The following is a 24,214-nucleotide window of genomic DNA, read 5'->3' as shown; positions in this document are numbered from 1 at the left end:
TCGCCGCCATGGCAGCAATTATTCGGTCAGCCGGCGCAATTGCTCGACCACGTAGTCCTGCTGTTCGTCGCTGAGTAACGGAAACAGCGGCAGGCTGATGGCCTCCGCGTAGTAACGCTCGGCCTGCGGGAAATCACCTTCGGCGAAACCCAGGTCCCGATAGTACGGCTGTAAATGCACCGGAATATAGTGCAGATTCACCCCTACCCCGGCCGCTCGCAGGCCTTCAAACACCTGTCGATGACTGAGGTTGATACGATCGAGTTGCAGACGCACCACATACAGATGCCATGCCGACTCGGCCTCGGGCTGAGCGCTGGGCAAGGTCAATGGCAGGTACGCCAGCAAACGGTCATAACGCGCCGCCAACTCACGCCGGCGCTCGATGAAGTCATCCAGCTTGTTCAACTGCGACAGCCCGAGGGCCGCTTGCAGGTCGGTGATGCGGTAGTTGAAGCCCAGTTCCACCTGCTGGTAGTACCAGGGACCGTGACTGGCTTCGGTCATTTGCTCGGGATCGCGAGTCATGCCGTGGCTGCGCAGGCGTTGCAGGCGCTCGGCCAGGTCCCGGCGATTGGTCAGGACCATGCCACCTTCGGCACTGGTAATGATTTTCACCGGATGGAAGCTGAACACCGTCATCGCCGCGAACTCACCACACCCCACCGGACGCCCGGCATAAGACGCACCCACCGCGTGGGACGCATCCTCAATCACTGTGAAGCCATAGCGCTCGGCCAGTTCGGCGATCATGCGCAGGTCGCAGCTCTGCCCGGAGAACGCCACCGCTACCAGCACTTTAGGCAGCGTGCCGTTGTCCTCTGCCGTTTCCAGCTTCGCTTTCAGGGCGTAGGCATCGAGGTTCCAGGTCAGCGGGTCAATATCGACAAAGTCCACCTCGGCGCCGCAATAACGACCGCAATTGGCCGAGGCCAAAAAGGTATTCGGCGTGGTCCACAAGCGATCGCCTGGCCCGAGCCCCGCCGCCAGACAAGCAATGTGCAAGGCCGCTGTGGCATTACACACCGCCACCGCATAATCCGCCTGGCAGCGCTGGGCCATGGCCTGTTCGAAACGCTCGATGGTCGGCCCTTGAGTCAGCCAGTCAGACTGCAACACGGCAACCACGGCGTCGATGTCCGCCTGATCCAGGCTTTGCCGACCGTAAGGAATCATGCCGATAACCCAGCGTGTAACTCGGCGATCTGTCCGACCGAGAGGAAATGCGAGTTGGTGTCGGAGCGGTACTCGAAGTCTTCGCTCACGCGCCGTCCCTGCTCACCCACGCCGTCCAGCGAAAAATCAATGTCGACGTGAGTAAAACGAATCGACGGTTCGATGGTGTAGTGGTCCTCGAATTCCAGGGTCATCCGTGCGTCATCCAGCGGCACCATCAATTCATGGAGCTTTTCACCCGGACGAATCCCGACGACTTTGTGCGGCATATGCTCAGCCATGCCGCGTGCCAGGTCGACAATGCGGATCGACGGAATCTTCGGCACGAAAACCTCCCCGCCATGCATCCGCGCGAAGCTGTCGAGCACGAACTGCACACCGTGATCGAGAGTGATCCAGAAGCGGGTCATGCGCTCGTCGGTAATCGGCAGTTCTTTCGCGTCCTCGGCGATCAGTTTGCTGAAGAACGGCACCACCGAGCCGCGTGACCCGGCCACATTGCCGTAGCGCACCACCGCAAACCGGGTTTGCTGATCACCGGCGATGTTGTTCGCCGCCACGAACAACTTGTCCGAGAGCAGCTTGGTCGCACCGTACAGGTTGATCGGGCTGGCCGCCTTGTCGGTGGACAGTGCAACGACTTTCTTCACACCGTTATCGATGGCAGCAGCGATGATATTTTCTGCGCCATTGACGTTGGTACGAATGCATTCAGTGGGGTTGTATTCCGCCGCAGGCACCTGTTTCAGGGCAGCGGCATGCACCACGTAATCGATCCCGCGCATCGCCTGACGCAAACGCTCGGCATCGCGCACATCGCCCAAAAAGTAACGCATGCACGGTGCATTGAAGGTTTGCTGCATCTCGTACTGCTTGAGTTCGTCGCGCGAGAACACCACCACCCGTTTGGGCTGGTACTGCTCGAGCAAACGCCGGATGAACATGCGCCCGAACGAACCGGTGCCGCCGGAGATGAAAATCGATTTACCGTTGAACATGCCGCGATCCTTTTACCTGTGCGCCAGACTTAAACCAGCAACCGCGCCCAATCCACGCTGGTCGGATTGCCAAGAGTGAAACCCTTGCCGGTCAGGGCGAGGTTCTTGTTGTACGCCAGATCGTGCTGGAACGGCCCGGCCCATTTTTCACGCAAGGCCGCAAGCGCCTGCGGTGCATCGGGCAAGGTGCCAGGATGGATAACCTGCACTTGCGGTGTCCATACCACCAGATAGCCGGCCTGACCTGCCTTGAGGCACAGGTCGACATCGCCGTAGGCATTGGCAAACGCCTGTTCGTCCAGCCCGCCAACCTCGTCGAACAGCGCTTTGCGGATCATCAGGCATACAGCCGAAACGGCCGAATAGTTCTGCTCCAGCACCAGACGGTTCATATAGCCTTTGGCATCCTTGGACTCGCCAACGAAAGCCGAACCGACGCCATCGTTCATGCCCAGAATCAGCCCGGCCTGAGTCACCTTGCCGTCGTGATCCAGCAGCTTGGTGCCAACCACCCCGACTTCCGGGCGCTGGGCCTGGTTGAGCAGGGATTCGAGCCAGTTCGGGTTGACCACTTCACTGTCCGCCGCCAGTAGCACCAGGTATTCACCCTGGACCTGCTGACTGGCCTCGTTGTACAACGCCGACAGGCTGAGACGCTCGTGCGCCCGCAGGACTTGAATCTTGTCGCCCGGCTGCCCGAGGCCGTCCAGCCATCGAAGGATGTCCGGTGACTGGCTCGCGTTATCGGCGATCAGCACTTCGTAACGGGTGTAGCGGGTTCGTTGCACAATGCCGGTCAGGCAACGTTGCAGCTGCGCCAGGTTGTCCTGGCTGGCCACGATGATCGACACCAGCGGACGCTCGGCATGACGGTAATCGATTTGATAAGTACCAGGCTCGGCGGAGCTGATTTGCGCCTTGTAGCCACGGGTCGCAAGGTGACGGATCAACGCCTGGCGCTCGTGGGCGTTGTCTTCCAGCACCGGCGCCCGGGCGATCAGCAACGGTTCGTCCAGATGAGCCAGCCAGGCCAGGCCGCCCTGCTCGATGATGCGCAGTAGCAGGTCGAACTCCAGTGCCTTGCTGAAGTCGGCCTGGTAACCGCCTGCTTCCAACAACACATCCTTGCGGATCAGCCAATGCCGCGCCATCAGCGCTGGCAGGCTTTGCAGCAAATCGAGGTTGAAGCCTGGGCGGAACACATCGATCAGCGCGCCATTGGTGTCACGCTGAATCTCGTCCGCCGCCACTGCTCGACAGTCAGGCGCGGCGTGCAGTTCCAGACCTGCGCGCAACAAACCACCAGCAGTGAACTCGTCCCCCGCCTCGGTCAGCAGCAGCCAGTCGCACGGCGATTGACGCGCGATCTGATTGAGCTTGTCGACATGGTTGGCCGGGGTTACGCGAACGAAATGCAGCGTGTTGTGCACCGTCGTTGCCGCCAGCGGCTCACCGGTGGTGAACACCACGATCTTGAAGGCATGGTTGTGGCCTTCCAGCAAACTGTCGAGGGTGATCTGCAGCTTGGCCGCGTCGTTGTCGAGGTCCAGCACCAGAATGCCAAACTGTGGACCGCCGTTGTGGGCGGCCAGATAACGTGACGTCGCAGCGACTTCGTCAGCGTCCGGGGCGCGCGCCGCCAGCCACTTGAGCAGGCGACCGGAGCGCATGGCACCGAACACCTCGTCGTTGCCCTGGGTCGTCACCGCGTCCAGGCGCTCGGCCCAGGCAAACATGTCCCGCGCGTCGTCCGCTTCGCCCAGAAGCTCCAACTGCTGCGCCAGGCGCTTGACCACCTGACGGTTGAACGGGTTGCTGCCGTACGCGTGCCCCAGTCGCTCGATAACGCTTTCAGGGGTGTCGTTGTTGCGGGGCCGCATCATGTCAGCCTGCATCGTCCAGATACCTTCGAGCCCCTGAAGCTGAACGCGGCCGGCCGGCATGGCGTGAAGCAGAAATTCGAACTGGCTCAACAGGTCGAAGAACTTTTGATTGTAGAAAGGCATTTCGACATATTGCAAAAGCCCGAATTGGCGATCTGGCCCCTTCTGCACATTGTTCCAGCGCGATTCGAAAATCGGCTCGGCAGTCAACGCCCGACGGTTGCGCAAGCTGTCGGCCAGCGCCTCGAAACTGTCCAGTGCCAGTTGCCTGGCCTGCTCCGCGTCAAGACCGGTGCGGCTACTCGGCAACGTCGCCAGCAATTGGGCGAACGCTTCACGGTCCGCTACCGACTTGGCATCGGCAAGGGTCAGGGTGCTGTAGATCTCGGTGTTGTGCTCCGACTCAATGTAATTGACCTCTCGCACCACATACGGGATCGGCAGAATTCGCGCCTTGGCCATTGCCAGCATGTAGTACGCATGGCCGATTTCCTGCCATTCGAAGATGGTGTTCTCTGGCATGAGCGCGTACCAGTCACGCAACAGCTCGGTGCGGTGAACCGCATAGAACGGCGGGATGTACTGGTGCATGAAATCGATGACCCGGTCCTGCGCACGTTCGGACGAGTAGTCTTCACAGACCTTCTTGTCCCGGCGGTAGTAGCTCACGCTGTTGGCCAGGGTCAGGTACATCAGGCAATAGCCATGGCACATGCCGTAATCCGGATTTTCTTCCAGGAACGATACCGAAGCGTCGAGGGCGTCATGCACGATGAAGTCATCGTCGGCGGCAAACACCATGTACGGCGTGGTGACTTGCTGCACGCCGTAGTCGAGCTTGGCCCGAATGCCCCAGTAACCGTACTGCGGCAGGTGCTGATAGTCGACCGTGGGGTACACGCCGTCGATGCCATCGGTGACCTGGCTCGAAGAGTCCAGCACCAGAATCCTGCAAGGCAAGGTGCTGTAGAACTTCACCGCCCGGCGCGCAAAGGCCGGTCGGTTGTGGGTGATGAGTACCACCGTCAACAACTCGTTCAATGGTAATCCGCTTTCAGAACCGCACTTGCCTTGCATAATTTCTCCCCACAACCGGCGTATCGCCCGATGAACTCAACAATGATGTCGTTGCTTAACGAACCCGACGCAGATAGCCGTCCGGCGCCACGGTGATCAGCAGCTTGCTGTGAATCCGCGCATCGATTTCAAAATCGCGGTTTTCTTCCAGGTAGGCCCAGACCGCAGTTTTCGGGTTATCACCCTTGCCCCACGGACGATCCGGGAAAGCATCTTCCGGCATGTCTTCGACCACGGTGTCCATCACCACGCAGTAGCTGCCGACCGACACCAACGGTGCGTACAGGCGCAACTCTTCAAGCACGTGTTCGTGGGTATGGTTGGAGTCCAGAACCACCAGCACTTTCTTGCCAGCCACCCGTGCACGCACTTCTTCAACGATGGCCGGATCGATGCTCGAACCCTGGATCATGCTGATCCGGCGCGCCATCGGGTGGGCTTCAATGGCATCGCGGTTGTGTTGACGAATGTCGATGTCCACACCTAGCACTTCGCCGTGGCCGATCAGTTCCAGCATCGAGGCGTAAAACACCAGGGAGCCGCCGTGGGCGATGCCCGTTTCGACGATCACATCCGGGCGCAGGTCCCAGATGATTTCCTGCATGGCAACCATGTCCTGGGGAAACTGAATGATCGGCCGGCCCATCCAGCTGAAGTTGTAGGTGTATTTGTGCTTGGCCGTGACACCGACCCAGTCCAGCGACTCGGACTGAAGTTTTTTGTCTTGCTGCAAGCCTTCGATGTTCTGGCTTACTTCTTCGCGAAACTGCTCATGAGGATTCATGCAAACGCTCCGATACGGGGTGTTGTTAGTTGAAAACCCGACCGTCCTGATAAGGGACGGCCTGAGTCTTGATAATTCGTGCGGGATTGCCGACGACAACGGCATAGTCGGGAACGTTCCGGGTGACCACGGCGCCGGCGCCGACCGTTGCCCAGCGACCAATGCGCAAACGCGGAAGAATGGTGGCGTTAGTGCCGATGAAAGCCCCGTCCCCCACTTCGACACAGCCGGCGATGGCTACTCCGGGCGCCATGAATACGCTGTGCCCGATGCGGCCTTCGTGCCCGATCAGGCTGCCGTAGCTGATGCTGCTGTTATCGCCCAGGGACACTTCGGCCTGAATGATCACGCCTTCCTGGAGATAGTTGCCGGTGCCCATGCGCGTCATGCTCAGATCGATGCCGGGGTGCAGGAAGTTGCCCAGTGTTCCGCCGGCCTCGATGATCTGCCGCGTCGTCTCGTAACGGGTTCTGGTGTCGCGGGTGATCAGGTTCACGAAGTGCGTGTCCGGGCCTTTCAAGTCGGCCACACGCTCTACCCCACCGATCACCGGCACGCCATGAAACAGCGTGCCGTGCTTGACTGCATCGTTGTCGAGAAAGGCAAACTCCATGGCAGGGTTGGCTCGTTTGACGGAACCAATCATCCGCACGGCTTCAGGGTTTGCCGCCCCCAACAGGTAGACCTTCACAGCACATTCCTTTGCTGGCAGACCGTGCGAATCACCTCGATCACCCGCTGTTGATCAGCGTCGGTCATGTCGTGGTAGCTCGGCAGATTGATCGCCCGTTCCGACAGCGAGACAGCCATCGGCGTGTGCACCGGCTTATCGGCAAACATCGGCAGCGCCGACAATGGCCAGAAAAATACCCGGGCATCGATATCCGCTGCTTGAAAGGCTTCGATCAACAACTCTCGGGTAATACCGGTGCTTTCATGGAACACCACGGTGGGCATCCAGTAACCGTTCCTGGAATGCTCAGGTTGCGGGTTCATGGACAGCAACGGGATATCCAGCAGCCCCTGGGCATACCGATCGAAGATCGCGCGTTTGCGGGCAATCAGCTCATCGACACGTTCGATCTGGGCACAACCGATGGCGGCCTGCAGATTGCTCATCTTGTATTTGAAACCAATGAAATCCGGCCAAAACTGCCGCGTGCTGCCACTGACCCGACCGTGGTTGGAGAGTGTCAGCACTCGGTCATACAGCGCCTTGTCCGAGGTCACGAAAATCCCGCCTTCCCCGGTGGTCATGGTCTTGGTGCCATGAAAGGAGAAGGCGCCGAAGGCCCCCAACGAACCCGCGGCTTTACCACGCCATTGCGAGCCGATGGCTTCGGCGGCGTCTTCGATGACCGCAATCCCGTTCTCGCGGCCGATCGCAAGCAGCGTGTCCAGATCGCACAGGTTGCCGTACAAATGCACCGCCACGATGGCTTTGGTCCGTGGCGTAATGGCTTGCCGAACCTGCTCCGGGTCCAGGCACCAGCTGTCCGGCAACACGTCGACAAAAACCGGCGTCGCGCCCAGGTAATCGATAGGGGCCGCCGAGGCGATCCAGTTGGTGTTGGCCAGAATCACTTCATCGCCCGGACCGATTCCCAATGCGGCCATGCCCATGTGCAAGGCGCCGGTACAGCTGGAGGTCGCGATGGCATAGGGCACGCCCATGTGCTGCGCGAAGGACTTCTCGAAACGTGTGATGTATTCGTAGCAACGCTCGCCCCAGCCATGCTGCACAGCATCCAGCACGTACTTGGCTTCCAGCTCGCCCACACTGGGCTTGGTGTAGTGAATTCGGCTCATCTGAAGCTCAACTCCGGAATGGCAACGACAAAACGCCCGCCCCAACTGCGGACAACTGCGTATTGCTGGGTGATCTCGTCCAGCAGGTTCCATGGCAGCACCAGGACATAGTCCGGTTTCTCGATTTCAATCCGCTCGGGAGACACCACCGGAATGCGACTGCCCGGCAAGAACTTTCCTTGCTTGTGCGGACTCGCATCCGCGACCCAGGCCAGCAGGTCTGGCTTGACCCCGGCATAGTTGAGCAAGGTATTGCCTTTGGCGGCGGCGCCATAACCGACTACGCGTTTGCCCTCGGCCTTGGCCTGTAAGAGGAAACGCAGCAGTGCGTGTTTGATCTGTTCCGCGGCCGGGGCCAGGGTCGTGTAGTAAGCAGCGGTTTTGACTCCGGCCGCCTGCTCGACCTGCAACTGTTGTTGCACGGCAGGCGTTACTTCACGGCGCACACCCTCGGCACGCTGCACGAACACCCGCAGTGAGCCGCCATGGGTCGGCAACTCACTGACATCGAAAACTTCCAGGCCATTGCGCTCGCACAAACGTTGCACGGCGGTCAGCGACAGATAGGAATAGTGCTCGTGGTAAAGGGTGTCGAACTGCTGCCCGGCCATCAGCGTCAGCAACTGCGGAAACTCGAACGTCGCCACGCCCGTGGGCTTGAGCAGCGTCGCGAAACCGCCGAGAAAATCATTGATGTCCGGCACATGCGCCAGCACATTGTTGGCGGCCATCAGGTCCGCGCCCCAGCCTTCGCTCAGCAACTGCGAGGCGCTGTCGCGACCGAAGAACAGCTCGCGTATGTCCAGGCCTTTTTCCCGCGCGGCCTGTGCTGTGCTGCGGGTCGGCTCGACGCCGAGGCAACGGATACCGCGTTGTGCAACGTACTGCAGCAAGTAGCCATCGTTGGCGGCAATTTCCACCACACGGCTGTCGGCGGTCAGCCCGAAACGCTCGACCATCTCGGCCACATACCGATCGGCATGGGCCAGCCAGGTGCTGGAAAACGAACTGAAATACGCATAGTCGGCATCGAACAGACTGTCAGCGCGGGTGTAGTCCTCGGTCTGCACCAGCCAGCACTCCTGGCAGACCGCGACCTTCAACGGGATCCATTGCTCGGCCTGCTCCAACTGCTCCGCCCGCAGGTACGCGTTGGACGGCGGCGAGGTGCCCAGATCGATCAATGGCAACGCCAACGGGGTGCCGCAACCTCGGCAATTCATAGACGCACTCCAGGGAATTGGTCATCCAGCCAGGGATGGGCGGCATCCCGGGTCGACAGATTTTTGACAGGCTCGGGCCAGGCAATCGCCAGACGCGGATCGAGCACCGACAGGCCGCCCTCGTGATCCGGCGCATAATCGGCGCTGTGCAAATAGAGCAGCTCGGCATCGTCGCTCAAGGTCTGAAAGCCATGGGCGAAACCTGCTGGAATCAACAGGCTGCGACCATCACCGGCGCGCAGGTGCTCGGCGTGCCATTGCAAAAAGGTCGCCGAGTCCGGTCGCAGGTCGACCGCAACATCCCAGACTTCACCGCGCAGGCAGGTGATCAGCTTGGCTTCCGGGGCCTGGGCATTCTGATAATGCAAACCGCGCACGCTGCCGCGCTCACGGGTGCAGGACTGGTTGATCTGACGAATATGGAACGACTCGCCAAAGGCGTTCAGGCTGCTCTCGCAGAACAACCGGGCGAAGTGCCCGCGCTGATCTTCATGACGTTTGTGCTGAACACTGAACAAGCCCTGGAGAGGTAACGCACTGATGCAAAACTCACTCACAGCGGCCCCCGATACAGGTTCAGCTGGTGCAGCGTGATGGCACGCATGTCATCGCCATTTTCCCAGGCCAGGTGCCAATCCAGAGTGTGCGTCAGACAGTCTTGCAGCGACCAGCGCGGCTGCCATGCCAACAACTGACGGGCGCGACTGCTGTCCAGGCGTAACAGGCCGGCCTCATGCAACTCGCTCGGTTCGACACGCAAACCTCGCGCGTGCGGCCAACGCCTGGAGAGCAGTTCGACCACCTCACCGACGCTGCACATATCGCTTTCACTCGGCCCGAAGTTCCACGCACCGGCGAATTTCGGACCCTGCTCATACAGACCCGCCGCCAGTTGCAGGTAACCGGCCAGCGGTTCCAGCGCGTGCTGCCAAGGGCGAACGGCCTGTGGATAACGCAGGGTCACCGGTTCATTCGCCGACCACGCCTTGAGCACATCGGGGATCAGACGTTCCGGGGCGAAATCGCCGCCACCGAGCACATTCCCGGCACGCGCAGTGGCCAGTGCCAGACCGTGCTCGGCATGCCGCTCGGCAGGGAAAAACGAAGCTGCGTAAGACTGCGCCAACAACTCGCAACAGGCCTTGCTGCTGCTGTAAGGATCATGGCCGCCAAGGGCTTCGTTCTCGCGATAGGGCCACAGCCATTCCTGATTGGCGTAGACCTTGTCTGTGGTCACCAGCACGCACGCGCGCACCCCGCCGATCTGACGAATCGCTTCCAGCAGATTGAGCGTTCCCATGACGTTGCTTGAGTAAGTCCCGAGCGGGTCACGGTAGCCTTCGCGCACCAATGGTTGCGCTGCCAGATGCAGGACGATTTCTGGCTGAGCCTCGGCGATCAGTTCCAGTAAGGCCGCCAGGTCACGCAAGTCACCGCGCTGATCGTTGATGCCTTCAGCAACGCGCGCCAGTTCGAACAGACTCGGTTCGGTGGACGGGTCCAGGGCAAAGCCTGTGACCTCAGCCCCCAGGCTTTGCAGCCAAAGCGTCAACCAACTGCCTTTGAAACCGGTGTGACCGGTGACCAGTACCCGCTTGCCGCGCCAGAATTGCGAACTCAGTCCCACTGCTTCCATGGGGCCTCCCCGCTCTGCCACAGGTGCTCCAGATGATTCTTGTCACGCAGGGTGTCCATCGGGTGCCAGAAACCATCGTGCTGGAAAGCGTTCAGTTGCCCCTCGGCCGCCAAGGTCATCAGCGGTTCGGATTCCCAGACCGTCTCGTCGGCTTTGATCAGCGACAGCACTTTGGGCGACAAGACAAAGAAGCCACCGTTGATCCAGCCGCCATCACCGCGAGGCTTCTCGGTGAAACCGCGCACCAGATCACCGTCGCGCTCCAGCGCGCCGTAACGTCCTGGTGGCTGTACCGCCGTAACCGTCGCCAGCTTGCCGCTGCTCAAGTGAAAATCCACCAGGGCACCAATATTGAGGTCCGAAACACCGTCGCCATAGGTGAAGCAGAACGCTTCCTGATCTTCCAGATAGCGGCTGGCACGACGCAAACGGCCACCGGTCATGGTTTCTTCGCCGGTGTCGATCAAGGTGACACGCCAAGGCTCGCTGTAGTTCTGGTGAACGTCCATGCGGTTGTTCGACATGTCGAAGGTGACGTCAGAGGTGTGCAGGAAGTAGTTGGCGAAGAAGTCCTTGATCGCGTAGCCCTTGTAGCCCAGGCAAATCACGAAGTCGTGAATTCCGTGTGCGGAATACTGCTTCATGATGTGCCAGAGAATTGGCTTGCCGCCGATCTCGATCATCGGCTTGGGCTTGAGGTGCGACTCTTCGCTGATCCGCGTGCCCAGGCCACCCGCCAGAATAACTGCCTTCATCTTGTCCCCTCTTGTTCGTCACAGCGCCAGCCCAAGCCCTGCAAGGCTTTGCGACCGTCTGGATAAATCGTATGAGGCTGCACCCATCACTCTCTGGCTGCACCGCACATGCTCGATTTATGGCGATTTTGAGGGGGACTTGCAGGAAACGCGCCAGCTAGCGCTGACACAGGAACTGGAGCTGACGCAGGCTGCAGATATCAACCACCCGCAATGAAGCGGCTCGCCTTCACCACTCAACAGGCCGAGCGTTAGCTCGCCTGCAGCTTTTGATCTTGATCCACCCGCCCCTTCGGGAGGCCGAGTGGAGGTGTTCATCAGGGGGTGGGCGCGCAGCGCCGTTCGACGCAGTCGAACACATCGAGAGGAGGTCGTCGCGAAGCAGACCGTAGGCGATGCCCCCTGATGGACACCGGAGTGAGGGGACGCCGAGCCTAGGCGAGGAGCCGTACGCTTGGGGCGAAGACCTTTGCTTCCTTTGGGGCGTCTGCCAAAGGGAGTCGCTGTAAGAGCGAAACCGTAAGTGGCCGTTACCGCAGGAATGGATATGTACACCTGCAAGAGATTGGTCGGCTGCCAGGCCGCCATCGCGGGCAAGCCCGGCTCCCACAGCTGGACTGTGTACATCTGCGAGAGATGGGTCGGCTGCCAAGGTCAAAAGATCGCAGCCTTCGGCAGCTCCGAAGGCAGGGCGTATCAGTCGGCCAACCAGCCATTTTCCCAGTACCGCACGTTATCCCCGCGCAGCATGTAGTCGCGCAGCACCGCTTCGCGCAGTTCATCGCCCATTCGGTAGCTGGCATCCGGGTCCGCCAGGTGCATGCGAATGGCCTGCAACCATTCCTCGGTGCTGTTGCTGACAACCCGAGTGCACGGCAGATAACCCCGATAGGCCTCGGTATCCGTACACACCACCGGGTAGCCGCAAGCACCGTACTCCAACAGGCGCAGGTTGCTCTTGCAGTCGTTGAAAATATGAAACTCCAGCGGCGCCAGCGCCAGGTCGAGGTTCAGGCTAGCCAGTTTCGCCGGGTAGACACTGAGGTCGATCACGCCATGGAACTCATGCATGTAAGGCAGCAATTCTTCGGGACACATGCCGAAGAACACCCAATCCACCTCGTTGGCCAGCTCGCGAACGACGTCAGCGATGATCGCCAGGTCGCCCGAGTGACTGGTACCGCCCCCCCAGCCTACCCGTGGCTTTTTCGAGGTGCGGCGCTGGCTGCGCAGGCCATCCCAAAGATGAGTGGCGAGCATGTTCGGCACAACCCGAATGTCGTGATGCATCGACGACAACGCATCGGCCAGTGGCTGGGTCGACACCACCACCCGATCGCACAGGCCGATACCACGACGGACCAGACGCTCCATCTCGACGTGGTCCGGCATATTGCGAATGTGTGCGTTCTTCTTCGGCGCCTTGATGACATAGTCATCCAGCTCGAAAATCAGTCGGGCGTTGGTGTAGGGCTTGAAGGCGGCGATCTCGTTGACCGGCCCTTCACTGTAGCGCCCTTGCAGGATGATGACGTCCGGCGCCTCACGCTCGATCTCGATGATCGACGGCAGATCGTAGTAGATCCGCCCGGTCGCCCGACCCGCCTTCTGCAGTTCAACCAGCGGCTGGATCGCCCGATAGTGACCGACTGCCGAGGAGTTGACCGGCAGCGCCATGATGTTCGGTAACTGGCGAACGGAAAACGGGCTCCAGCCGGTGCGCAAGCCTGGCTCCAGGCTGTAACTGGAACCCCCTGGCGTATTGAGCATCAGGTTCGGGTTGTACGCCGGGTCGCGAGCAACAATGGGCAACCAGCGCCGGTAGAAGGTTTCCTGCTCTTGCGTGCGTTGCGCCAACTCGGCTTTGTCCGGGACGACAGCAGGCTGTGTCCCGAGGGCCAACTGGGCGTACGGCGTCCACACCACCAGATAGCCGTTCTGACGGACCCGCAAACACAGGTCCACCTCGTTGAGGGTCAAGGCAAAATCCTGCGCCTGCAGCCCACCGACACTCTCGAATATTGCCTTGCGCACCATCAGGCAATCAGCACCGACAGCGCTTAGGTCCTGAACCACCTGCAAGCGGTGCATGTAGCCCGCCGCGTTAAGCGAGTCGGCGTAAAACGGTGAAGCGGCCGGCCCTTGCAGCCCGAGAATCAGCCCGGCATGCAGCACGCAACCGTCAGGATTGAACAGCTTGGCCCCGACGACACCGACTTCTGGACGCTGCGCATGATTGAGCAACTCACCCAGCCAGTCCGCACGAGTGACCACCACATACGGGTCGAGCATCAGCAGGTATTCACCGCGAGCCTGCTGCGCCGCAAAGTTGCGCGTCGCCGCGAGATTCCCCTGCGGCGGATACGTCAGCACCCTCAACCGGTCGCTGCCCAACTGGGCCATGGCACTCAGCCACTCAAGCGTCTGCGCAGACTCACTGCCGTTGTCGACCAGCAGCAACTCGTACTCGCTGTAGGCGGTTTTCTCCAACAGGCTTTCGACACACCGTTGCAGCACTGACAACTGGTCCTTGCAGACAATGATGATCGACACCAGCGGCCGCTCGGCGTGCAGGTAATCGACACGATTGAGCAAGGTAAAACTGCCCTGGCGAATCTCATGGGCAATATTCAATCGCTGAAGATGTGCCTCCAACACTTGCGGATTGAGTTCAATGACGTCGGGCAGCGCCAGCCACTGTGCCAGGCCGAGTGTCGACTCCAGCATCACCTCGGCAATATGTTCGACGACCTCCACGCCACTGTCCTCGACCATGCGCCACAGCACATCGTGAGGCGCCAGCTCGCCATAGCTTGAATTGAATCCACCCAGCGCCAGGAATCGCTCACGCTGGAACGCCAGGGATCGCCCGACATAGGGATAACTGCGCATCAGGTCCAGGTTGAAATCCGGCTTGAAGACCGGGTCTGCCGACTCACCGTCGCGCAATCCGCCTTCGTCGCCATACACACACAATGCGCTCGGTGACGCACTGACGCGCTCGGCCAGCAGCAACAGCGCCGGCTCCACCAGACGATCGCCGGCACGCAGCACATAGAACCAGTCAACCCCGTCGAGCTGCGCCAGCAATGCGTTGAGCTGCGCGCACCAATCCTCCTGCAACGGCAGGTTGAACACCCGCTCTTCGAGCTGCGCTTCGGTACAGGCGCTGGACAACACCAGGATCAGCTCTGGCGCATAGAGCTGTCCGGCAAGGCTTTTAAGGGTGAGATCCAGGTTGGCACGACTGGACTGATCATCGATGATGATCGGGACGATTTTCGGTTGCCGCGACCAACCGGCGACGGTTTCCGGCAACAGATGTCGCTGAGTCTCACTGAGTGTGCGACACGCCAGCCATTGCGTGTACAGCTGGGAAAAACTCTCGCTGGCGATACCCACCCGATATTCCTGGCTGGCCTGGCGATTCCCCAGCGTCCGACTCAGGGGCAACTCCTCCCAGATTCGCGGCGCCTCTTCGGCACGACTCAGTGGCAGGAAACGAACCCAGCCTCCCGCCGGTGCATCCTCGCCACCACGAACCTTGAGCATTTGCACCAGCCAGTGCTTTTCCAGCTCCGCCGCATCTTTCATCGGCTGCTGACGAATCAAACGCTCCGGATGCAAGCGCTCGACGCTCAACACGTAGTTGAGCTGAGCCATGTTGCCCCGGCGCATCAGGCAGATGTACAAGGCCAGATCGAGCGACGCGACAAAGCAATGGCCAGGTTGAGTCAAGGCCGGCATCAGTTCCTGCACATCCTTGCGGCGGAACAGCGCACTGCTGAAACCACCGAGGAAGTTGACCGGGAAGCTCTCGAAAATCGCCAGCAGGTCATCGCCCTTGAATATCCCGCACTCCGGCGACAGTGTGCTGTTCTCCAGACGTGATGGCAGCGGGTGATCATCCGCATCCCAGAACACGCGCTGGGCCAGCACCAGATTGATGTCCGCCTGCTCGGTCAGGACCTGCGCCTGGCGCTCGATACACGCAGGCGACAGCTGATCGTCATCACAGAGAAACTTGATGTACTCGCCCTTTGCCTCGCCCAGGCACGCCTGCAGATTGCCGACAAACCCCAGCGTCTGCGGGTTTCGCACATACCGCACGCGCTCTGCTGCATCGCCCGTCAGCGACTCGACAACCTGCCGGATCTCATCGCCGCGACTGTCGTCGCACACAATGATTTCGAGGTTGGCGTAATGCTGGACCAGGGCACTGCGCAGAGCCTGAGCAAAGAAGCGTGGATTGAAGGCGGGAATGACGAGGCTGACTAACGGGACTGGATTCACGGCGGGGCTCTCAAGCGGCGGACGCTCACCCGGTCGGGTGAGCCCCTGAAACCGCTGAAAAAAGGCGATTGGTATTCGGCGGTTTACGACCGGGCGCTTTCGCGCCAGGCCCCCTTAGATCTTGTTGAACAGACCCAGCTGACTGATTTTGCTGAACGCCAGTTGCGCGGCCTGCAACATGGTTTGCTGCAACGTCAGACGGGTCATGACTTCGGCCGGATCAGAGTCGCGGATAGCCGACTGGCTGGTGGTGTTGGCCAGGACGAGACTCTGGTTGGTTGTCGTCTGATCATCCAGGGCCTGACCGCGCACGCCCACCGCAGTGATTGCCGAGCCCACCTGCGCCGAAGCGGTGTCCAGGTTGCCCAAGCCCGACGCGACGGCCGCCTGCATTTTTTGCAAGGCGACCGGATTGTTATCCGCCGGGGTATTCAACGCAGCCTGCAACTGCCCCAAAGTGTCCAGAACGTTCTGGGTCTGGTGGTTGTTAGACTGAACAACAAACTGATCGCCGGCTGCCGGAGTACCGCCGAGCGTAAACGTAACCCCTGCAGTTGTCGCCGTAGAACCGGCCATGGTGCCCGAAGACACGGGCTTGCTGGTCGCCGTGATCGGCGATGCATAAAGATCGTAAGCCGTGGCACTGGTGAACTTGAGAATCGCGCCGCCAGTCGGGAAGGTGCTGTTATAGGCAGTCGGGTTGCTCGTGGTTGCACCGGAAATCACTGCCGTGGACGGGTTACCCGGGCTACGCGAAGCGCTGATGGTGTCGGGCTTGACCGCCAACTGGAAGCTGTGGCCGGCGATCACTGTGTCTGGAACGGTATCACCAGGCTTCAGATTGATGTTCAGCGTCAGGTCCACACCGCGGAAGCTGACCGTCTGGTTAGAGGCGTCCTTATTGCTGATCACACCGTTCTGGCTGGCCTCGGCAGTGACATCGTTACCCAGCGCATCAGTGATCTGCAGCTGGGTGCTGCTGACAAAATTCACGGTGTAAGGTTGACCGGCGGTGAACTTGGAATCGAACGTTCCGGTGTTGCTGATCTGGCCGCTGGACAGCGTCACCCGACCGTCATCCACCGCAGGTGCGGTCATGGTGGTCAGAGAGCGGCTGGTGTTGCTCGCCTTCTGGAAGGCATCCCAACCAGTGATGTTGCTGGCAACCGACATGGAGTCGCCGATGGCCAGGTTCACGTCGGACTGGTCACCGTTGTAGCTGTAGGTGCCATCGGAGTTTGCCGTGTACGGAGGCGTACTGGTTTTGGAGCCGGCGAACAGGTAGTTACCGTTGGCATCCTGACTGTTCATGAGGCCCAACACCTGGCTCTGGATCTGCCCCAGCTCCTGGGCCGCAGCCTTACGGTCCGCATCGGTCTGCGTGCCGTTGCTGGCGCCCAGCGCGAGTTCCTTGGCCCGCTGCAAGGCGGTGCCAATCGCGCTCAACGCGGTTTCGGACTGACTGTATGCGCCCTTGAGACTGCTGATGTTGCCGGCGTACTGATCGAGCATTGCGCTCTGCTGGCCGAGCTGAAGCAAGCGCGCAGCACCAATCGGATCATCGGCGGCGGTATTGACCTTGGTCAGGCTGCTCGCTTCGGCACTGGTCTTGATTGCATTGTTGTAATTACGCTGATAGTTGGCAGCGGTCGTTTCGTAATACTGGGCGGTAGAAATGCGCATGAATTACGACTCCTTAAATACTGTTGATCAGCGTGCTGAAAGTTTCCTGTGCAGCCTTGATGATCTGCGATGAGGCTGTGTAGTACTGCTGGTATTTCACCAGGTTGCCGGACTCTTCATCGAGGTTGACACCCGACAGGGCATCGCGGGCATTCTTGGCACCGGTCAGAATCACCGTGGCGGCATCGCCGTCAGACTTGGCCTGAGCCGCCTGGGCGCCAACGTTGGACACCAGTTTGCCGTAGGCGTCCGAGAGGCTGAGCCCCTTGCTCACCGAGCCGGTATCCACCGTTTGCTTGGTCTGTAAACCGACCAGGGCGGTGCCGTTGCGGTTGTCCGAAGAGTTGGCACCGACCAACGAAATACTGAAGCTCTCACCGTCAGCGGGCGAACCATTGACCGTTGTTTGAACCGAGAAGGTCTTCTGCACTGGCGGCACGACCGAGTTGTCCATGATCGCAGCACCCGTGCTATCGACCATGTTCACTTGCAGGTTCAGGGTATTGCTTTGACCGGGAACGATGGTGCCCGAGCCCATGAGCCCGCCCTTGGCGTCGAAAAGCTTGTAACCCTGGGTCCCGGCACCGGCAGGATCGAACACCACTTTGACCGGCGTCGAATACTTGAGCCCGGTTTGCAGGTCGGCATTGGCCGCTGGATTGTAGATATCCAGGGTGCTGGTCAACGTCGGCTGGGTATAGGTGCCTTTGTTGTTGGCACTGGCGACACCACTCAGAGGCGCAGCCGCGGCGAGCTTCTTCGGATCGGTGATCACCGTCTGGATATCACTGGCACCGCTGCGGGTCGGCGTCACCTTGAAAGTGTCGCCGGCGCTCATGGCACCGCCGCCATTGAGCGTCATGCTGAAGCCGTCGATCACCGGAGCCGGTGTGGTGGTGGTGCTGAAGGCGCCCATGTTGGTGCCGTCGGAGCGCGTAACGCTGTAGTTCGTGGCGCTGGTGAAGGTCACCTTATAATCGCTGGTGGTCAGCTTGCCCGTGTCGTTGATAGTGACATTGAGGTTGCCGGAACCGGCGCTGTTACCCGCCTGGGCAATGCTGCGCTGCGAGATCAGCGTGGCACTGTTTATGTTGTTGAAGATCGCCGAACCAAAGTCGCCGTTCTGGTCGATGCCCTGAGCCTGCTGCTGGTTCATCTGATCGGCGACAACCAGTGCCACTCGCCCCAGCTCGTTAATTGCCGGGTTGAGCACTTCGCTGCGATAACTCAGCAAGCCACCCACCTGACCGGTCGTCACCACCGACGTAATATCGATGACGCTCGAGCCACGATTCAACTGGAGTGTCGACTGAGTCGGATCAGTCTTGCCCGGTACGGTTTCCAGGGTATTAGTGGTGCCGCCCATCACCAACGGCTGACCGCTGCCGATGTAGACGTCGTAGTTGGTGCCGCGCTCGACAACCTGGGCACCGACCAGGTCGGAAAGCTGGCGGACCGCCTCGTTACGCTTGTCGAGCAGGTCGCTCGGGCCACTGCTGTTGCTGGTGTTGCTACCCGCTGTTTGAGAAATCTGCTGGTTGTACTGGGCGATCGTGGTCGCCAGTTTATTGACCTGGGATGCCATGTCCGCGAGGTTGGAGTTGATGCCGGTGTTCTGGTCGGTCAACTGCTTGGAAATCGAGTTGAAGCGATCGCTCAGGGCCTTGGCATTGGTCATCACCGATTGGCGGGACGCATCATCGGTAGGCTTGGTCGCGACCGCTTGCAGGGACGTGAAGAACTTCTGCAGTGAGCCACTGAGGCCGGTGTTGCTGTCGGACAGCATCGTGTCGACCGGCGTAACCTGCCCCAGATAGGACGATGCCTGGCCGTTAAGCGAAGTGCTGGTCTGCAACTGGGTGTCGAGGTAGGCGCTATACACACGACGCACGTCAGCCAGGGTCGTGCCCGTGCCGATGAATACGTTATTGCCGTACTGAATCGAGGCCTTGCTGCTCTGCACGGTTTGCTGACGCGAATAGCCGGCCGTATCAACGTTGGCAATGTTGTTGCCGGTCACCGCCAAAGACGATGAGGCCGCATTCAACCCCGACATCCCGATATTGAGCAAACTCATGATTCAGACCTTATACCTTATGCCTATAAAGGCGTCGTGGAAGAGCCCGCCGCAGCGTAGTTCTGGTAACTCTTCATCTGCTTGGCTATCTGCGAAATCTTGCGGGCGTAGCCCGGGTCGGTTGCATACCCGGCCTTTTGCAACTCGCGTACAAACTGTTCTGGGTTATCGGCCGACTTCACAACATCTTGATAGCGATTATTGGTTTGCAGCAATGTCACAAGGTCATGGAAGCTGTCCTTGTAAGAGGCATAGGAACGGAACTCGGCCGTCTCCTTGACCATCTCGCCATTCCTGAATTCGCTGGTGATCGCCCGCGCCGAATCGCCCGTCCAACTGCTGCCGGCCTTGATGCCGAACAGGTTATGACTGCTGCTGCCATCCTGGGCACGCATGACCGATTTACCCCAACCGGTTTCCAGGGCTGCCTGGGCCACCAGATAACGCGGATCGACGCCAATGCGGTCGGCGGCTTCCTTGGCCATCGGCATCATCGTATTGACGAATTCGTCGGCAGAGCTGAAGGCTTTCTTCGCCGGCGCCAGCGGAATTTGAGCCATGGCACGACCATAAATCTGCATCCGCCCGCTCGATCCCGAATCCGTTTGCGAGGCCAGCCAATCGCCATTGAACAGCGGACCGGAGCCGGTCTTCATGCCTTGAGGCGCCTGGATGTTGTTGAGCGCCGTTGCGCTGGTCGCAGCGGTCGTCGATGCCGACGGCACCAGGCCGGCGAGCAAGCGATCCGCGAGTTTCGGCGGCAGCGCCAGACGACGCTGATTGAGCATCGCCACGTCATTGCGGTGCCCATCGAGCGATTGCTGCGGCGGATTGACCGCACGCGACGCCCACAACGGCCGCTGGCCATTGAGCCGAGACAACGGCCCGTCGGTGCCCACCGTACCGGCAGCCACCGGCGTTGATACTGCCGCTTTCGCTGCTTCCTGCTTGGCCGCAGACATTGCCGCCGCCTCGCCCGGCGCCAGCGGTTTGTTCTTCGACATCTGGCGCATCAGCACGTCGGCCAGACCGATACCATGACCCTGACGAGACATGGAAACCGCCAACTGCTGGTCGTACATTTCCTGGTACTGCTTGGCCGCAGGCGTGTTGAGCGGATTGTCCTTGCCCAGGGTCTCGGTGGCCGAGCGCATGGACTTGAGCATCTCGCCGAGGAACAGCGACTCGAACTCCTGCGCCACCTTGCGCATGTTCGCATCGCTGTTCTTGTCACCGACCTTGAGCTGGTTAAGCCGGTTCAGGTCCGAGTACGACCCCGAATCGCCGCTGCTGACCAACCCGCTCTTGTGAAGATCCATGTTCGCCATATCAGATCACGATCAGGTCGGCTTGCAGGGCGCCAGCCTGCTTCAATGCTTCAAGGATCGCCATCAAGTCACCCGGCGCCGCGCCGACCTGATTCACCGCACGGACAATCTCGTCCAGCGTGGTACCAGGGCCAAACTTGAACATCGGCTTGGCTTCCTGTTGAGCATTGACCCGGGAACGCGGCACGACGGCGGTCTGACCGTTGGACAAAGGTCCTGGCTGACTGACAATCGGGTCTTCGGTGATGGTTACGGTCAGGCTGCCATGAGTCACGGCGGCGGGTGAAACCTTGACGTTCTGGCCGATCACGATAGTGCCGGTCCGCGAGTTGATGATGACCTTGGCCACCGCCTGACCCGGATCGACTTCGAGGTTTTCCAGGATCGACAAGTAGTCGACGCGCTGGCTCGGATCGAGCGGCGCGGTGACGCGAATCGAACCGCCATCAATCGCCTGTGCAACACCAGGGCCGAGCATGTTGTTGATCTTGTCGACCACGCGCTTGGCGGTGGTGAAGTCGGAGCGATTGAGGTTCAGGGTCAGGCTGTTGCCCTGATTGAAACCGCTCGGCACCGAACGCTCGACCGAAGCACCACCCGGGATGCGACCGGCCGACGGAACGTTGACGGTAATCTTCGAACCGTCGCGACCTTCAGCATCAAAACCACCGACCACCAGGTTGCCCTGGGCGATCGCATAGACGTTACCGTCGATACCCTTGAGCGGCGTCAGCAGCAAGGTGCCGCCACGCAGGCTCTTGGAGTTGCCGATCGAGGATACGGTGATGTCGACCTGCTGACCCGGCTTGGCAAACGCCGGCAAATCGGCACTGACCGACACTGCCGCGACGTTCTTCAACTGCACGTTGCCAGAGCCGGCCGGCACCTTGATGCCGAACTGCGAGAGCATGTTGTTGAAGGTCTGCAGGGTGAACGGGGTTTGCGTGGTCTGGTCACCCGTGCCGTTAAGCCCGACGACCAGGCCGTAGCCGATCAATTGGTTGGAACGCACGCCCGAAATACTGGCGATGTCCTTCAACCGCTCGGCCTGAACGCCGAGGGAGGTGGACAGCAACAACACGGCCGCCATCAGGTGCTTGAAATTAAACATGAGTCGTTTCATCACCTAGAAAGGGAACAGCGGGCTTAGGAAGAAACGGTCGAACCAGCCTGGCTGACTCGCGTCGGCAAACGAACCGGTGCCCGAATAGGTGATCCGTGCATCAGCGATACGCGTCGACGGCACCGTGTTATCGGTAGCGATATCGTCTGCCCGGACCAGACCGGCAATGCGCACCAGCTCATCACCGGTGTTGAGGGTCATCCACTTCTCGCCACGCACGGCAATGATGCCGTTGGGCAGCACGTCGGCAACGGTGACGGTGATCGAACCGACCAGACTGTTGCCCTGCCCTGCCTTGCTGTCGCCCTTGGTGGCGCGGTCACCGTTGTAATTGGCACCCAGACTCAGCGGACTGTTGGCGGCCGGGGTGCCACCAAACAACGAGGTCAGACCGATTCCGGCCTTGCTGGTCTTGTCCACCTGGGAGTTGGCGTTTTTACTGGCCTGGGTCTTCTCGTTCAGGGTGATGGTGATGATGTCACCGACCCGGAACGCCTTGCGGTCGCTGTACAGGTTCTGCTCGAAACCGGCCTGATAGATCGAGCCGTTGTTCGCCGCTGCAGGCAGCGGTGTACGAGGCAACACGGGCGCGTAGTACGGGTCATTGGGCTTCGGCGTCGGACCGACGCAGCCCGCGAGCACGGCGATCCCACTCAATGCGAGAACAGATACAAAGCGATTCATGACCCTACCTCACGGTGTTGCAGGCGGCTTCATGCCGCCTCATAGACTTGATTACAGATTCTGCGTTACGAACGAGAGCATCTGGTCGGCGGTAGAAATCACCTTGGAGTTCATCTCGTAAGCGCGTTGAGTGGTGATCATGTTGACCATCTCTTCAACGGTGCTGACGTTGGAGGTTTCCAGGGTGTTCTGCAGCGTGGTACCAAAACCGTTCAGGCCCGGCGTACCGATTTGCGGCGCGCCACTGGCGGCGGTTTCCTGGAACAGGTTGTTGCCCATCGCCTGCAGACCGGCCGGGTTGATGAAGTCGGCGGTTTGCAGGTTGCCGATCACTTGCGCGGCAGCAGCGCCTGGAACGGTGATCGACACGGTGCCGTCACGACCGACGGTGAAGGTCTGTGCATTGTTCGGAATGACGATGGCCGGTTCCAGGGCAAAGCCGCTGGCGTTGACGATCTGGCCATTGGAGTCCAGGTGGAACGTACCGTCACGGGTGTAGGCGGTGGTGCCATCCGGCTGCAGGATCTGGAAGAAACCGCGACCGTCGACCGCCATGTCCAGCGGTTGGTCGGTGGTTTGCAGGCTACCGGCGGTGAAGTTTTTCTGAGTGCCGACAATGCGCACACCGGTACCCAATTGCAGACCCGACGGCAGTGCGCTGTCCTGGGTCGACTGGGCGCCTGGCTGACGCTTGATCTGGTACAACAAGTCCTGGAACTCGGCACGGTCACGCTTGAAACCCGTGGTCGATACGTTTGCCAGGTTGTTGGAAATAGTCGTCAGGTTGGTGTCCTGGGCGGACAGACCTGTTTTGGCAACCCATAGAGCCGGAAGCATTCAATTCTCCTCGTGCGCCTGTTTTACGGCGCGACGTTCTGATAATTAGCTGATCTGCAAGACCCGAGCCATGGCCTGGTCGTCGTCTTTGGCGGTGTTCATCATCTTGATGTGCAGCTCGAATTGCTTGGACAAGGCCAACACCGAAGTCATCTCTTCAACGGCATTGACGTTGCTCGACTCAAGGAAGCCCGACACCAGTTGCACATTGGCATCGACCGGTGCCGGCTTGCCGTCTGCGGTGTTGATCGAACCGTCCAGCCCCTTGGTCATGTTCTTGATGTCCGGGTTGACCAGCTTGATGCGGTCGATTTCTGCGATGACGCGCGGACCTTCACCCATTGACCGAATGCTGATGGTGCCGTCCTGGCCGACTTCGATTTTCTGCTCGGGCGGCACGGCAATCGGGCCACCGTTGCCCATGACCGGCATGCCGTTGCCGGCGCGCAACACGCCCAAGGCGTCGACATTCAGGCTGCCGGTGCGCACATAGCTTTCACCACCGCTCGGATTCTGTACGGCAATCCAGCCGCTGCCCTGAACCGCTACATCAAGGTCGCGACCGGTTTCAATCATCGCGCCTGGAGAGAAGTCGGTGGCCGGACGTTCGGACAGGGCAAACGCTCGCGCCGGAAAGCTGTCGCCAAACACCGGCATCGACCGCGCCTGCTCCAGGTCTTTCTGAAAACCGTTGGTGGAGATGTTCGCCAGGTTGTTGGCATGAGCCTTTTGCGCCAGTGCGTTCTGGCTGGCGCCGGTCATTGCCACATAAAGGTACTTGTCCACAGTCTTTCCTCTGCATGTCGGACGTTTGCCGCCCACCGCTGTACTGTTGAGCCTCAAGCAAT

18 protein-coding genes are annotated in these 24,214 nt (G+C 60.2%); all 18 read right to left on the bottom strand.

Going from position 1 to position 24,214, the window contains the following annotated elements:
• Positions 1 to 18: 18 nt before the first annotated feature.
• Complete coding sequence (gene pseC, locus AABM55_RS08510) at positions 19 to 1,176, bottom strand: UDP-4-amino-4,6-dideoxy-N-acetyl-beta-L-altrosamine transaminase (protein ID WP_347929322.1); 1,158 nt, start codon at positions 1,174 to 1,176, stop codon at positions 19 to 21.
• Positions 1,173 to 2,174: a UDP-N-acetylglucosamine 4,6-dehydratase (inverting) gene (gene pseB / locus AABM55_RS08505; RefSeq protein ID WP_347929321.1), complete on the bottom strand. Its 1,002-nt coding sequence runs from the start codon at positions 2,172 to 2,174 to the stop codon at positions 1,173 to 1,175. Before pseB ends, pseC begins: the two co-directional genes overlap by 4 nt.
• Positions 2,175 to 2,203: 29 nt before the next feature.
• Positions 2,204 to 5,134, bottom strand: coding sequence for a TIGR00180 family glycosyltransferase (locus AABM55_RS08500; RefSeq protein ID WP_347929320.1), 2,931 nt, complete (start codon positions 5,132 to 5,134; stop codon positions 2,204 to 2,206).
• Positions 5,135 to 5,189: 55 nt separating this feature from the next.
• Positions 5,190 to 5,918, bottom strand: coding sequence for a cephalosporin hydroxylase family protein (locus tag AABM55_RS08495; RefSeq protein ID WP_347929319.1), 729 nt, complete (start codon positions 5,916 to 5,918; stop codon positions 5,190 to 5,192).
• Positions 5,919 to 5,943: 25 nt separating this feature from the next.
• Positions 5,944 to 6,609, bottom strand: coding sequence for an acetyltransferase (locus tag AABM55_RS08490; RefSeq protein WP_347929318.1), 666 nt, complete (start codon positions 6,607 to 6,609; stop codon positions 5,944 to 5,946).
• Positions 6,606 to 7,727, bottom strand: a complete 1,122-nt coding sequence (locus AABM55_RS08485) for a DegT/DnrJ/EryC1/StrS family aminotransferase (protein ID WP_347929317.1) — start codon at positions 7,725 to 7,727, stop codon at positions 6,606 to 6,608. The genes AABM55_RS08490 and AABM55_RS08485 overlap by 4 nt, the downstream gene beginning before the upstream one ends.
• On the bottom strand, positions 7,724 to 8,950 hold the full coding sequence (locus AABM55_RS08480) for a class I SAM-dependent methyltransferase (RefSeq protein ID WP_347929316.1): 1,227 nt from the start codon (positions 8,948 to 8,950) through the stop codon (positions 7,724 to 7,726). Before AABM55_RS08480 ends, AABM55_RS08485 begins: the two co-directional genes overlap by 4 nt.
• Positions 8,947 to 9,507 (bottom strand): dTDP-4-dehydrorhamnose 3,5-epimerase, encoded by a 561-nt coding sequence (locus AABM55_RS08475; protein WP_347929315.1) that lies wholly within the window; start codon positions 9,505 to 9,507, stop codon positions 8,947 to 8,949. Before AABM55_RS08475 ends, AABM55_RS08480 begins: the two co-directional genes overlap by 4 nt.
• Complete coding sequence (gene rfbG / locus AABM55_RS08470) at positions 9,504 to 10,586, bottom strand: CDP-glucose 4,6-dehydratase (protein WP_347929314.1); 1,083 nt, start codon at positions 10,584 to 10,586, stop codon at positions 9,504 to 9,506. The genes AABM55_RS08475 and rfbG overlap by 4 nt, the downstream gene beginning before the upstream one ends.
• The gene (gene rfbF / locus AABM55_RS08465) at positions 10,568 to 11,341 is read right to left on the bottom strand and encodes a glucose-1-phosphate cytidylyltransferase (RefSeq protein WP_103315589.1); all 774 of its coding nucleotides are present in this window, start codon (positions 11,339 to 11,341) and stop codon (positions 10,568 to 10,570) included. The genes rfbG and rfbF overlap by 19 nt, the downstream gene beginning before the upstream one ends.
• A gap of 696 nt (positions 11,342 to 12,037) precedes the next feature.
• Complete coding sequence (locus tag AABM55_RS08460) at positions 12,038 to 15,634, bottom strand: glycosyltransferase (protein ID WP_347929313.1); 3,597 nt, start codon at positions 15,632 to 15,634, stop codon at positions 12,038 to 12,040.
• 114 nt (positions 15,635 to 15,748) lie between these two features.
• Positions 15,749 to 17,317, bottom strand: coding sequence for a flagellar hook-associated protein 3 (locus AABM55_RS08455; RefSeq protein WP_347929312.1), 1,569 nt, complete (start codon positions 17,315 to 17,317; stop codon positions 15,749 to 15,751).
• 13 nt (positions 17,318 to 17,330) lie between these two features.
• Positions 17,331 to 19,394 carry a flagellar hook-associated protein FlgK gene (gene flgK / locus AABM55_RS08450; protein WP_347929311.1) on the bottom strand — a complete coding sequence of 688 codons (2,064 nt, stop codon included), beginning with the start codon at positions 19,392 to 19,394 and terminating at the stop codon, positions 17,331 to 17,333.
• 23 nt (positions 19,395 to 19,417) lie between these two features.
• A complete protein-coding gene (gene flgJ / locus AABM55_RS08445; RefSeq protein ID WP_054598270.1) occupies positions 19,418 to 20,713 on the bottom strand; it encodes a flagellar assembly peptidoglycan hydrolase FlgJ in 1,296 nt (431 codons plus the stop codon).
• Between the two features lie 10 nt (positions 20,714 to 20,723).
• A complete protein-coding gene (locus AABM55_RS08440; RefSeq protein ID WP_054596272.1) occupies positions 20,724 to 21,833 on the bottom strand; it encodes a flagellar basal body P-ring protein FlgI in 1,110 nt (369 codons plus the stop codon).
• Between the two features lie 15 nt (positions 21,834 to 21,848).
• Entirely contained in the window at positions 21,849 to 22,529 is a 681-nt protein-coding gene (gene flgH, locus AABM55_RS08435) for a flagellar basal body L-ring protein FlgH (protein ID WP_054596271.1), read from the bottom strand.
• Between the two features lie 51 nt (positions 22,530 to 22,580).
• A complete protein-coding gene (flgG, locus tag AABM55_RS08430; protein ID WP_054596270.1) occupies positions 22,581 to 23,366 on the bottom strand; it encodes a flagellar basal-body rod protein FlgG in 786 nt (261 codons plus the stop codon).
• 45 nt (positions 23,367 to 23,411) lie between these two features.
• Positions 23,412 to 24,152, bottom strand: coding sequence for a flagellar basal body rod protein FlgF (locus AABM55_RS08425; protein ID WP_103315585.1), 741 nt, complete (start codon positions 24,150 to 24,152; stop codon positions 23,412 to 23,414).
• Between the last annotated feature and the right edge of the window lie 62 nt (positions 24,153 to 24,214).

The organism is Pseudomonas helvetica (assembly GCF_039908645.1).
Classification (GTDB): domain Bacteria; phylum Pseudomonadota; class Gammaproteobacteria; order Pseudomonadales; family Pseudomonadaceae; genus Aquipseudomonas; species Aquipseudomonas helvetica.
This window is presented reverse-complemented; position numbering and strand designations above follow the sequence as displayed.